This window comes from Melioribacteraceae bacterium 4301-Me, assembly GCA_041538185.1.
GTDB lineage: Bacteria > Bacteroidota > Ignavibacteria > Ignavibacteriales > Melioribacteraceae > Pyranulibacter > Pyranulibacter aquaticus.
The window spans coordinates 74,211-86,944 of sequence record JBGORM010000003.1 but is presented as its reverse complement, the minus strand read 5'-3'; the positions used below and the strand labels follow the sequence as shown (position 1 = coordinate 86,944).

Below are 12,734 nucleotides of genomic sequence, written 5' to 3'. Positions count from 1 at the left end.
AATTTTATAAACAAAATGAAAATTGGAATTACATGTTATCCAACTTATGGCGGTAGCGGAGTTGTAGCAACTGAGCTTGGAATAGCTCTTGCCTCAGAAGGTCACCAAGTCCATTTTATTAGTTACGCTCTACCCCGCAGGTTAAATAAATATATTGAGAATATTTACTTCCACGAAGTTGAAGTGAGTAACTATCCACTATTTGAACATTCCTTATATGGATTAGCATTGACAAGCAAAATATTGGAAGTAGCTCAATATGAAAGCCTAGACATACTTCATGTTCATTATGCTATTCCACATGCTGTTAGCGCATATTTAGCAAAGCAAGTTAAGAAAAAAATGGGCGGAGATTTTAAATTTATTACAACCTTACATGGGACTGACATCACACTTGTGGGACTTGAACCTTCTTTTATGCCATTAGTTAAGTTCAGTATTGAAGAAAGCGACGGAGTTACTGCGGTTTCAAGATTCTTAAAAGAAAAAACACTTACAAATTATAACATAAACAAAGAGATAGAAGTAATACATAATTTTGTTGACACAAATATTTATAAGCCAAATGAAAACAAATCCTTTAGAAAACACATTGGTTGCAATGGTGAAAAGATATTAGTACACACTTCAAATTTTAGACAAGTTAAACGAGTACCTGATGCTATTCGGATACTGCAAAAAGTAAAAAAAGAAATTCCATCAAAGCTGGTGTTAATTGGTGATGGACCTGACAGATCAGAATGTGAAAGACTTACAAGGGAATTAGATTTACAAAAGGATGTTATCTTTTTAGGCAAGCAGGATGGTCTGGCAGATATATTAAATGCATGTGATATTTTTATAATGCCTTCACAATCTGAAAGTTTTGGTTTAAGTGCCCTTGAAGCTATGGCTTGCGGGTTGCCAGTAGTTAGCACAAGTGTAGGAGGTTTACCAGAATTAGTAGTTCACAACGAAACAGGCTACATTGCTGAAATTGGAGATATCGAACGAATGGCAAAATACGTAATTGAATTATTGCAGAATGAAAAAAAATATGCTGTATTTTCTGCCAACTCACGTGCAAGAGCGGTAAATAATTTTGACAAAAATTATATTGTACCAAAGTATGTTAAATACTACGAAAAAATCCTAAACCTATGATTTTTTCTGGATAACAGCTCTTCTTCCAATGCTGTAGTAAGTGAACCCAAGCTCCTCCATTTTATCTGGGTCAAAAATATTTCTTCCATCAAATATAATTTTATGTTTGAGTTCGCTTTTAATTTTTTCAAAGTCTGGATTACGAAACTCATTCCATTCTGTTAAAATCATCAATGCATCTGCATTTTTAAGTGCGCCATAGGGTTCATCTGAATATTCTATTGAATCGTTAAAATAGTATTTTGCATTTTCCATAGCTGCGGGGTCGTATGCTGCAACAGTAATTTTATTTCTTAACAGTTCTTTAATAACAGAGATAGATGCTGCCTCCCTCATGTCATCAGTATTTGGTTTAAAAGCCAAACCCCATACAGCAATTTTCTTATTATGAATATCATTATTAAAGTGAGCTTTTAGCTTTTCTATTAATATTAGTTTTTGCCTTTCGTTTACTTTACTTACTTGGGTTAAGATTGTCATTTCTGAGCCGTACTGCTTTGAAGTATTAATCAAAGCATTTACATCTTTTGGGAAGCAAGAACCACCATAACCAATTCCAGGGAATAAAAATCTTTTTCCAATTCTTGTATCCGATCCCAATCCTTTTCTAACAAGGTCTACATTAGCTCCAACTTTCTCGCAAAAATTTGCCAGTTCATTCATAAAGGTAATTCTCATTGCAAGGTAAGAATTTGCAGCGTATTTTGTAACTTCAGCGCTTTCATGATCCATTTCCAAGATTGGATTTCCTTGTCTTACAAAAGGCTCGTATAATAATTTCATTTTTTCTAATGCTTCTTTACTCTTGGCTCCTAATACTATTCTGTCTGGTTTCATAAAATCTTCAACGGCAAATCCTTCACGTAAAAATTCCGGGTTGGAAACAACATCGAAATTTTTTAGACCTTTTTCCTGCAAAATTTTAATCAATTCTTTAGATGTGCCTACAGGGACTGTACTTTTATTGACGATTATTTTCAGGCTTTTATTCCCTTTCTTTTTCAATATCGTTCCAATTTTTTCAGTAACCTCGCGCACATGTTTTAAATCGGCTGAACCATCTTCACTTTGCGGGGTGGGTAAACAAAGAAAAATTATCTCTGAATTTAAAACTGCAAATTGAAGGTCGTCTGTAAAAGTCAATCTTTTCTTTTCTAAATTTCTTGTGAATAGAATATCCAGACCGGGTTCATAAATAGGTACAATGCCTTTTTTTAATTTTCTTAATTTTGTAACATTATTATCAACACAAATAACATAATTTCCCATTTCAGCAAAACAAGTCCCAGTTACCAATCCAACATACCCTGTACCAATAATTGAAAGATTCATTAAACCTCCTGTTAATGCAAACAACTAATATGTAAAATCTTTGTCTATTTCCGAAAATAACTTACCATTTAAGTCCTTATCCGAAACAATTGGCTTATCAACTTTCCAATCGATAGAAAGATTAGGGTCATCGAACCTTATAATTCTTTCGCTATTCTTATTATAGAACGAAGAGCATTTATAACAAAAAACAGCCTCTTCAGATAAGACAGAAAAACCATGCGCAAAGCCTTTAGGAATTAAAAATTGCAGTTTATTTTCTTCAGAAAGTTCTATAGAAAAATATTTACCGAAAGTTGGTGAACCAAATCTAATATCTACGGCGACATCAAGAACCTTTCCAAGTAGCACAAAGCATAACTTATCTTGTGCACTTTCTCCAACTTGATAGTGCAATCCTCTAATTGTCCCTTTTTTTGACTTTGAGATATTATCTTGCACAAAATTATAATTCAATCCTATATTTTCGAATCTACTTTTATTATAAGACTCAAAAAAAAATCCTCTTGAATCGTAGTAAACATCAGGTTTTATAATCAGCAAATCTTTTATAAAGACTTTTTCAATGTTCATATTAGTATTTCGGATTTTTCAGCCATAAATAAGCAGTAGTAATGATATCATACAAATTATATTTGGGTTTCCAATTTAATAATTCGGCAGCTTTTTTAATATCTGCAATTAAAATTGCTGGATCGCCTTTTCTTCGTTCAGAAAAAGTGAAAGGAATTCTTGTTTTAGCAATTTCTTCAGATACCCGTAAAATTTCTAAATTAGAATATCCTCTTCCACTTCCTAAATTAATAATGTATGATTTATTTTCTTTATTAAGCAGCTTTATTGCTTTATAATGTGCTTCGGATAAATCAACCACATGAACATAATCGCGAATACATGTACCGTCAGGTGTTGGATAATCGTTACCATAAATGTACAACTTTTTCTTGCCTAATGATGCCAAAAGAACATTTGGTATTAAATGTGGTTCAGGGTTATGGCTCTCGCCAATAGAACCTTCAAAATCACATCCGGCAGCATTAAAATACCTCAAGCTAATATAATTCATCCCATGACTGCTCTCAAAATCTTTAAGCATGCTTTCAATGATTAATTTGCTTTTAGCATAAGGATTGATTGGGATTGGATATTGCTCTTCCGAAATAGGAATATTTACAGGATTACCGTAGACTGAGCAAGTCGATGAAAAAACAAATTTTTTTATTCCCGAAACTGCTGCAGCTTTAATCAATTTGTAACTGCCTATAACATTGTTCTCATAGTAAATATCGGGCTTTTCAACTGATTCCCCCACGTAAGCATAAGCAGCAAAATGAACAACAACATCAAAATTATTGTTTTGCAAAATTGAGATTAATTTATCGTACTCTTCTATGCCTATATGAAAAAACTTTACATTTTTAGGTATTGCTTGTTTATAACCACGCGAGAGATTATCAATTACCGTAATCTCATTATCGCCATTATTCATAAATTTTACAAAGTGAGATCCAATATAGCCCGCACCACCTGTAACTAATATTTTCATTGACAAAAACTTTAATATAAATGTTAAGCAAAAATAACTTTGTATTAACTAAAAAAGGAATATTATGTAAGAAATTTTTGCTAAAAAATTGAACCTCATATTGGATAATCAACAACTAATCTCAGTTATCAAGCAGCAAAGTAATTATGATAGCCATGAAAAGTTGGCAGTTGTCAAAAAAATAGTTCTAATGAATTTTTAAGCTAAGTATTCTATAATTATTAAGAAGCAAAATTTTTGTATAAAAATCAAAAGATGGGCTTGAAAGTAGACTTATAGTCGTAATTAAACACTAAATTAAGTAACGAGATATGCTTGTACATACTTGTGCAAAAAACTAATTTGCATAGTGAATTATAAGAGGTGAAATATGAATTCAATTAACGAAGAAGAGCTTTTATCACAAGCTGAAAAAATGGCTGAACTAACTTGTGAGATTTCAAAAAAGTGTGCTGACAAAGAAAAACATTTTGCCAACTTAATTAACTTAACGCCAGCAGAATTTAAATGCTTACGTTTGTTCACTTTCAAGAATGAAATGCCAGTAAAAGAAATAGCATCTAATTTGCAAATTACTCAAGGAAGGGTAACCCATATTATTACTTCGTTAGAATCAAAAGAGTTGATTAAAAGAAGAGTAAACGATGCCGATAAAAGAAATGTGATTGTATATTTGACCGAGAAAAGCAGACCCTTTTTAGCTTCCGTTGACAAAAAGTATATACAGCTTCACAAAGAAATTCTACAACAAATTGAACCTGGAAAACGTAATGTAGTTTTAGAAACGCTTAGCATTGTAATCTCTGCATTGGATTCTTGGCTGCAAAAAGAACAATCATTAGAAAATTTAACATTGTAGTTAACTTATCAGAATAAAAGGATTTTAGTAAAATTGAGAGAAGTAACTTGGGATTATAAACCTACCCATTTTAATTCAATAGCAGCTGTGCAAAAGGTTACTGCTATTTGGGGATTTACTGAATCTGTATTCGGAGGAATTCTTCATATATTAAAAATACCTTTTACAGGTTTAATTATAGGAAGTTTTGCGGTACTTTTTATTTTCCTTATTGCCCATTATAGTAAAAAACCAATAATGATTTTACGTTCAACTATGACTGTAATTTTAATAAAAGCAGTTGTTAGTCCCTATGCACCATTAACCGCTTATTTTGCAGTTTCGTTACAAGGGTTATTAGGTTTTTTATTTTTTAGTTTTTTCAAATACGAACTTCTTTCTACAATACTTTTAGGCGTTACTGCTTTAACACTTTCGGCTTTACAAAAAATTATTATCCTCACTATTTTATTTGGGACTACTTTTTGGCATTCAATTGATCTTTTTTATGAATCCATATTGAAGGAACTGAATTTGGTTGTATCTATTCTGCCACAAAACATAAGTATTGTTTTAATATCAATCTACATAAGTATACATGCATTTGCTGGATTAATAGTTGGTATTAAGGCCTTTTCAATTCCACAAAAAATTAAACAAATGGCCGACATGTTTAAGATCGACAACGAAAAGTTTAATAATAATATAGATCTTTTTGAAAAAAGAAAAACCAACAAAAAGAAAAAGTGGTGGCAAAAAACATCAGGGATAATAATTCTTACTATATTTTTTAGTCTTGCCGTTTACTCATATTTTACTCCGCAATTCAACAAACAGAAATCAATTGAAATATTATTAATGATTATAAGATCATTTGCTATTACTTTAATTTGGTTCTATTTTCTTTCACCAGTCATTGTAAAATTCTTTAGAAAAGTAATTGTAAAAAAACAATTAGCTTACAATTCTGAAATAAACAGAGCAATTAGCTTATTTCCAAAGTTCAAGACATTGCTTAACTATGCATGGGAGAATTCTCAGGATAAAAAAGGAATAACAAGAATTAAAAATTTTCTTTATACATCACTCATTATGATTCTTATTTACGAACTAAATGAGTAAGATAAATAACATATATATTTATACAGGTAAAATTGGCACAGGTAAAACGACACGTTTGCTGCAATGGGCTTCAGCTCAAAAAAATATTGATGGAATATTACAACCTCTTATTGAAGGAAAACGATACATTTACCATCTTTCCACCAAAACCTTGAAACCATTAGAAACTAATGAAACATCAAATTCATATAAAATCGGAAAGTATTTTTTTAACAAAGATACGTTTGATTGGGCAAAAATTATATTAAATCAAAACATAAGGAAAAATTTAAATTGGTTAATTATCGATGAAGTTGGGCCATTAGAATTGAACGGGAACGGACTTGAACCGCTAATTAGTGAATTAATCTATAATAAAAAAATTTTTGTCGGAAAAATTGTTTTAGTAATACGTGAAAGTATTTTGGAGAAAGCCATAAAGCATTATAAGCTCGCAGACAAGTATAAATTTTTCAATGAAATAATATAATAAACCTCAAAACTTTTTATGAAATTTAATTCTCACTATACTTTGCAGAACAATGATAATTATTCCTAAAATTTTCGCTTCCAATAATCAGAGAATCATTACACTACACTAATTGGCAAAAAAATTTGTCAACATCCTTCTCTTTTCTTTTTCTTCGGTTGCAAATTTATCATAGCAGGCATTTTAGGTACAGGCATTTCAATTTCAGGCATATTGTTTTTTTCTGTCAAACCAATTTTAGGAGTTCCGCCAAAGAATTTGCTTATTTCTTTTATTTTTTCAAATTCTGCTTTTTCCTCTGTATTTGCGTTTTGTGCTAATACTGGAAACAAGATTTTATTTTTCCAAGCTTCTAATCCGCCATTTAAAATATAGACGTTTTTATAACCATCGCTTCTTAAAATAAACCACGCTTGCGCTGCAGTAATGTCATCATTTCCATATAAAATTATCTTTTGATTTCGTAAAAGGTTAGAATTTAGTAGCTCATTCAAACGAATATTGATTGAAGTAGGAATATTGTACTCACTATAACTTTTACTGTCGCGTAAGTCAACTAATACAAAATCAGAATTGCCTTTAATTATCCATTCAGCTAAATCATTCACAGAAATTAGTTCTTTATCGTTCAATGTTGACTGAGCCAATTCTTTGACATTAACCCTTATGCTCGTTGAATTTTTGGGGTTACCTATAAATAAAGCAGCAATACCAAGCAGTAAGGCAATTAAAGCTAATTTTTTAGATGCATCAAGCTTTGAGAATATTTTATTCATTTTGAGACCTTTAATTTTTCAGACATTTTCTTTTCTACTTTTTCTGCCACAACAAAAGCAGCCAAAGCCATTACTACAACTAAAAACACCATAAACCCATACGATGTATCAGACCATTCTTGTAAAGTAACCTTGCCCATATAAGTCGAATAGTAAAAAGAGTTTATTAAAGGAAATACTACGCCAAAGACAAAGATTCCAAACATAACGCCTAAAATAAAAATCAGTCCATCTAATCTACCTGAAGCAAAAGAAACCACTGAGGTACCGGGGCAATACCCTCCAATTACAAAACCCACACCGAGAATAAAGCCACCCAAAGCTTGAGGTAGCATATAAGTATCGCTAATGTAGACTAAAGACAAGTCAAGCCAGCCAATCCATGTTAAATAATAAACGCCAAGCATCGCAGTAACGATTGCAGTAAACATCACTTTAAGAACGCGCATATCAGTAAAATAAAATTGAGCGGCCAAAATTCTTGCGTTACCAAATCCTCCTCTTTCAAGTGCAAATCCAAAAGCAATACCAATCACAAATGCAAGAATTAAACTAACCTCGTTACCAAAAAAACCGAATTTAAAAAAAGGTGCATTCATAACCATTGCCTCCTTATAAAATAAGCCATTGCATAAGCTCCGGCAAAAACCATTAACATAAAAACCCAACTTCCCAAATTAAGCAAAGCACCGCCTGTAAGTGCCTGTCCACTTGTACAGCCACGTGCAAGCATAGCACCAAAGCCCATAAATGACCCGCCTACAAAAGCAAAAACAAGTCGAAGCGAAGTTGATATGTGGGGTCCTTTTTCCACAGTTCTTTTAATTCTACCGGCAAGTAATGCTGAAATAAACCCGCCCACAAAAACACCAAGTACTTCAAATACCAGCCAGTCTTTAAGTGGATTTGTGGTTCCATCCCCTAAATAATTCTTAAAAAATGAATTTTGGGAAGCATATTCTGGGGATAATTTATCTACTGTAACAGCGACAATGCTTGACATTGCACCCGAAGCTCCCAATCCTCTGCCCATAATTACAAATGTAGCTAATAATACTAAACCAAGTCCAAATCCAACTAAGTATGGATTTGAATAAGGTTTAGCTTCAATAGCAGTTAATTCTTCCACCTTAATTTTTTTAGGAAATAATGCTGAGATTGTTCTCATTTGTTAGCTCCATATTAAAAATGAATATTCAACCAATTACTGTATTGTCCCGCATAAACAATAACAAATCTTAATATTAGTCCCCCCATAATAACCATTAATGGAGGAATAGGTGTATGCTTAACTTTATGATTTACTGCTAATAGTTGAAGAGGTAAAGGAATAAGGATACCAATACCAACAACAAGTACCCAAAACGTAGAGGCAAATGGTCCGGTTAGTAAAAGCTTAGCAGCATTTATACCCGATTGTGAAGAGGTAAGCAATCCAATTAACAAGAGAGCAATTACAAAAATTTCAGTTGTTAAAAATCCGTTATCCGCTTTGGCCAACAATTCTCTTTCGTATCGGTCTCTTGCAATCATATGAACAAAAGCAGCCGCAGAAGACAAACCTGAAACAATAAAAAGCATCCAAAGTAAAGATGAGTTCCAAAGTGGTCTTGCGCTCATTGTGCTTAATAATACACCAGTATATGCGCCAAGCAGAAAACCCCAAATCATATTTAAAACGCCTATCCACTTAATAAGATAGCTTCTTTCGTACAATTTATCGGAGATAATCTTAAGCTTTGGAATTTTGTTAATTAACAACTGAGGAGGCCTTATGAAAATATTTAATACTAATGCTGGATAAACTAAGATAAGTATCCATGCGCCGTAAGACATGGGCGATGTAAGTTGAAAAGTTGTATAAAGTCTCCAAACATTAATTTTATTTTCAAGGTCGAAGAACAAAGAGAGCATACCGATGGTCAAGAAAAAAATGCTAAAGAAAGGTAAAAAATTACAAGCGCAATCTGGATTTTTTTGTCTGCCGCTAAAAATAAAATAACCTGAAATTATCATCATACCTGCAACCAAGCCACCTAAGAAAAGGTAAATTGGAATTTCCCAGCCCCAAGCATGCAATGCAGGATCAATTAGTGGATTGTTCCTTGTTGTTGATAGTTCAAACATAATGCCGCATCCTATAAAAAAATTATTTATTAAATCGAATTAAAAATGAGTTTTCATCATTTCATTTTAAGTAAAATATTTTTGGTTCAGTCCCTATCTCCGGTAAAATAGTATGATGTTCACGGGAATTTAACAATTTACTCACTTCACTATTTGGATCATCTAAATCACCGAAATACATACTATGAGTAGGACAAACAGCTACACAAGCCGGGTCCTCACCTTTTTCTACTCTATGATTGCAAAAAGTGCACTTATCTGCATAGCCGTCGGGATGAATATACCTTGCGCCGTACGGACATGCTTCAACGCAAGCTTTACATCCAATACATTTATCATGGTCTACCAAAACAATACCCAATTCATTTACATAACTTGCACCAGTCGGACATACATGAACACAAGGAGGATTACTGCAATGATTACAACGTTCAGAAAGTATTTCAACTTTAGTATCGGGAAATTTCCCAATTGCAATTTGATTAACCCATGACCTTGAAAAACCATAAGGAACATTATTCTCAGTTTCACAAGCAATTACACAATCTGTACAGCCTACACATTTTTTTGTGTCAATTACCATTCCATATCGGGACATTTTAGACCTCTGTTTCAATAGTTACAAAATTTACATTCATAGCGGTGCCGCCCATTAACGGGTCTATTTTATAATTTGTAATTAACTGCGAATCGCTGGCACCTTTTAAATATGCATGTTTAAGCATTTTGGAATTATGACCAAATCCATGCACCAAAAAGATTGAATCTGTTCTTATCCTTTCAGTCGCCTTTACTTTTATTTTATTGCTAACAACACCATCAATATTTTTTAGTTTAACATAATCACCAGATTTTATTCCAAGTCTTTTTGCAATATCTGAATTAATCCAAACTTCATTTTCACTCATAACATTATTAAGAGTAGGATTTGTTTGGGTTCTACTGAAAGAATGCATAGGAGCGCGTCCAAACAATAGTCTAAAATAACCTGCCGGAGGTTCGGGGTGTTTTGTAAATTTAGGAATTGGGTCGTAACCCAACTTGGCAAGTTGAGTTGAATAAAGTTCAATTTTACCTGTCGGTGTATTGAATTCCGGTTTAAATCCTTCTTCAATATAAAGTGGGATTTTCTGACCTTTAACAACACCCTTCTTTTTCAGTTCTGCCAAGCTTAATCCTGCCATTTTCAGTCTAGTATCCAAATATTCTTCAATGTCTTTCCATTTGAAATATTCATGTAGACCAAGTTTTTCGCCAAGTTTTTTTGCAATCCACCATCCAGGTTTTTGATCTGCTGGAGGGCCAACCACCGGCTGTCTCAAAGAAACGAACGGCTGCTTGTAATATGGGGCAAACAATTCATCATATCTTTCTAAGTAGATTGCTTCCGGCAGAACAACATCTGCCCAACCAGCTATCTCGCTTGGTATAACATCTATTACAACAAGTAAATCTAAGTTTTGAATTGCTTTAACTGTTTCTTCTGTATTTGGCAGTGAATAAATCAAATTTGTGCCATAAACAAACCAGCCTTTAATTGGATAAGGTTTTCCAGTAATTGTTGCTTCTCTCAATCCAGTTGTATAACCTTCTTCACCACCGAAGGGATATTTTTTATTCGGATTATCCGCATTTTCTTTTTGCGGTTTTGGGTAAGGAGGATAAGGATACGGAGGAATGTAGAATACATCCTGATTAGTTAAACCTCCTTTTCTACCCCAAGAACCTAAGAGTGCATTTAATATTGCTAACGCACGTGCACGTTGAGTATCGTCTCCATACCAAACCGAATGTCTTCCAGGGTGAACCAAAGTGTTGGGTTTATTTTTACCCATTTCTCTTGCTGTAGCTTTAATCAGCTCCGGTTCTATTCCTGTTATTGGATAAGCCCATTCAGGAGTGTATTGACTTACCTCTGCTTTAAGCTGCTCAAAACCAAAAGCATATCTATCAATGTACTCTTTGTCGTATAAATTTTCTGAGATAAGAATATTTATCCATGTAAGCAACAATGCAATGTCTGTTCCAGGTTTAATTGGCAGATAATATTTTGCTTTAGAAGCCGCGGTGGATAATCTTGGGTCAACAACAATAATAGTAGCACCATTTTCAATTGCTTTTGCAAATTCTTGGACTTGTGTATTATGCATGTTTTCGCCGAGGTGAGTTCCGATTAATACTAAACACCTTGAGTTTTCAATATCAGTTCTTTCTGGTCCGCCAACAACATCTCCAAATGTTAATTCAAAGCCAACATCTCTTGGTCCTAAACATTGATCAAAAGAAGGAGCAGCAATGTTATTCGTACCGTAAGCCTTTAACAAATGTTTAATAAAACCACCACCTATACCGTGACTGAACAACCCAATTGATTCGGGTCCATAATCACTTTTAATTTTCTTCATTTTATCTGCTACAAAGCTTAGTGCTTCTTCCCAAGTAACTTCAACCCACTTCTCCTCACCTCTTTGTTTTTTACGAATCAAAGGTGCTCTAAGTCTATCGGGATCATAGTGTGCGCCTACTCCACCGGTTCCACGTGGACACAATCTGCCATTGCTTAACGGGTCTTCTGGGTTACCTTCAATTTTCCATAATTGCCCATCCCTCACATATGCTATTGCACTGCATTTCCAAAAACACATGCTGCAGTAAGTTGGAACTTTTCTAATTCCCTTTTCAACTTTGTTAAACTTTGTATCTATTCTCTTTGCTCCTTTAACGAGAGGGTTCATTGCACCAGCCGCAGCAGCTGCACCAATCGTAAATCCTGTTAGTTTTAAAAATTTCCTTCTTGATAATTCCATCGCTTACTTCCTTACCATAGATTTTAGTAATTCTTTGATATTTTTACATTGCGAATAGTTAGTATAAACATCACAATCTCTACAAGAATTTCCTTCGCAATCATTCGCTTTGTGTTTGTAGGTCCAGCATGGTTTTGAATGTTCAACAAAAGCCAGACAATTTTTTCTGCCGGTCTTAGAACATTTCTTTACTTCCCAGCATGGTATTAAAGAATAAATCGCTTTTATCCCATTAATACTTATTTTACTTTCATTAATTGCTTGTCGAATACAGCTAATACGTTCTAAATCTTTTTTGGAGAAAAGCCTTTGAGAAGAATCTTTTTTAAAAGGTATAAACAGTCCTTCTCTCTCATACATTCTTAAAGTATGAACCGAAACGTTTAACAGCTTTGCCGCAGTACCAATTGAATAAACAGGCATATCCTCAGAAAAATTCAAATTCATTTTTTAATTCTCGTATCAAAAGTTGACATTTATAATTATCAACTTACTTGCCATTTATCACTACATGTATTTACTGAATTTTTTCAGGAAAAATTTTGGATAATTATTATTACTAAGAAAAGCATAA

Annotated in this window: 14 protein-coding genes; 4 read left to right on the top strand and 10 right to left on the bottom strand. The window is 33.3% G+C overall.

Annotation, left to right across the window (positions count from 1 at the left end; genetic code table 11):
* The first annotated feature begins 15 nt into the window (after positions 1-15).
* Positions 16-1,143, top strand: coding sequence for an N-acetyl-alpha-D-glucosaminyl L-malate synthase BshA (bshA, locus tag ABRY23_06390; GenBank protein ID MFA3782681.1), 1,128 nt, complete (start codon positions 16-18; stop codon positions 1,141-1,143).
* Here bshA and ABRY23_06385 read toward each other — a convergent pair.
* From ABRY23_06385 to galE, 3 genes are read right to left on the bottom strand one after another with little or no spacing between them, the layout of a single operon-like run.
* The gene (locus ABRY23_06385; protein ID MFA3782680.1) at positions 1,138-2,475 is read right to left on the bottom strand and encodes a UDP-glucose/GDP-mannose dehydrogenase family protein; all 1,338 of its coding nucleotides are present in this window, start codon (positions 2,473-2,475) and stop codon (positions 1,138-1,140) included. The genes bshA and ABRY23_06385 overlap by 6 nt on opposite strands.
* Before the next feature lie 24 nt (positions 2,476-2,499).
* Positions 2,500-3,048 (bottom strand): dTDP-4-dehydrorhamnose 3,5-epimerase, encoded by a 549-nt coding sequence (gene rfbC, locus ABRY23_06380; GenBank protein ID MFA3782679.1) that lies wholly within the window; start codon positions 3,046-3,048, stop codon positions 2,500-2,502.
* Between the two features lies 1 nt (position 3,049).
* Positions 3,050-4,021, bottom strand: coding sequence for a UDP-glucose 4-epimerase GalE (galE, locus tag ABRY23_06375; protein MFA3782678.1), 972 nt, complete (start codon positions 4,019-4,021; stop codon positions 3,050-3,052).
* 370 nt (positions 4,022-4,391) lie between these two features.
* Here galE and ABRY23_06370 point away from each other — a divergent pair, with 370 nt between their 5' ends.
* From ABRY23_06370 to ABRY23_06360, 3 genes are read left to right on the top strand one after another with little or no spacing between them, the layout of a single operon-like run.
* Positions 4,392-4,880 (top strand): MarR family winged helix-turn-helix transcriptional regulator, encoded by a 489-nt coding sequence (locus ABRY23_06370; GenBank protein MFA3782677.1) that lies wholly within the window; start codon positions 4,392-4,394, stop codon positions 4,878-4,880.
* A gap of 33 nt (positions 4,881-4,913) precedes the next feature.
* Positions 4,914-5,981 (top strand): hypothetical protein, encoded by a 1,068-nt coding sequence (locus ABRY23_06365; protein MFA3782676.1) that lies wholly within the window; start codon positions 4,914-4,916, stop codon positions 5,979-5,981.
* On the top strand, positions 5,974-6,450 hold the full coding sequence (locus ABRY23_06360) for a nucleoside-triphosphatase (GenBank protein MFA3782675.1): 477 nt from the start codon (positions 5,974-5,976) through the stop codon (positions 6,448-6,450). Before ABRY23_06365 ends, ABRY23_06360 begins: the two co-directional genes overlap by 8 nt.
* A 128-nt stretch (positions 6,451-6,578) precedes the next feature.
* Here ABRY23_06360 and ABRY23_06355 read toward each other — a convergent pair whose 3' ends face one another.
* The 7 genes from ABRY23_06355 to ABRY23_06325 all read right to left on the bottom strand — a co-directional run bounded on the left by ABRY23_06355 (position 6,579) and on the right by ABRY23_06325 (position 12,607).
* The gene (locus tag ABRY23_06355) at positions 6,579-7,226 is read right to left on the bottom strand and encodes a rhodanese-like domain-containing protein (GenBank protein ID MFA3782674.1); all 648 of its coding nucleotides are present in this window, start codon (positions 7,224-7,226) and stop codon (positions 6,579-6,581) included.
* Positions 7,223-7,825: a YeeE/YedE thiosulfate transporter family protein gene (locus ABRY23_06350; GenBank protein ID MFA3782673.1), complete on the bottom strand. Its 603-nt coding sequence runs from the start codon at positions 7,823-7,825 to the stop codon at positions 7,223-7,225. The genes ABRY23_06355 and ABRY23_06350 overlap by 4 nt, the downstream gene beginning before the upstream one ends.
* Positions 7,822-8,394: a YeeE/YedE thiosulfate transporter family protein gene (locus tag ABRY23_06345; GenBank protein ID MFA3782672.1), complete on the bottom strand. Its 573-nt coding sequence runs from the start codon at positions 8,392-8,394 to the stop codon at positions 7,822-7,824. Before ABRY23_06345 ends, ABRY23_06350 begins: the two co-directional genes overlap by 4 nt.
* 14 nt (positions 8,395-8,408) lie before the next feature.
* Positions 8,409-9,353 carry an NrfD/PsrC family molybdoenzyme membrane anchor subunit gene (nrfD, locus tag ABRY23_06340; GenBank protein ID MFA3782671.1) on the bottom strand — a complete coding sequence of 315 codons (945 nt, stop codon included), beginning with the start codon at positions 9,351-9,353 and terminating at the stop codon, positions 8,409-8,411.
* A 61-nt stretch (positions 9,354-9,414) separates the two neighbouring features.
* Entirely contained in the window at positions 9,415-9,951 is a 537-nt protein-coding gene (locus ABRY23_06335; GenBank protein MFA3782670.1) for a 4Fe-4S dicluster domain-containing protein, read from the bottom strand.
* 1 nt (position 9,952) lies between these two features.
* Positions 9,953-12,160 carry a molybdopterin-dependent oxidoreductase gene (locus ABRY23_06330; protein ID MFA3782669.1) on the bottom strand — a complete coding sequence of 736 codons (2,208 nt, stop codon included), beginning with the start codon at positions 12,158-12,160 and terminating at the stop codon, positions 9,953-9,955.
* A 3-nt stretch (positions 12,161-12,163) separates the two neighbouring features.
* On the bottom strand, positions 12,164-12,607 hold the full coding sequence (locus ABRY23_06325; protein MFA3782668.1) for a MerR family transcriptional regulator: 444 nt from the start codon (positions 12,605-12,607) through the stop codon (positions 12,164-12,166).
* Positions 12,608-12,734: the final 127 nt, after the last annotated feature.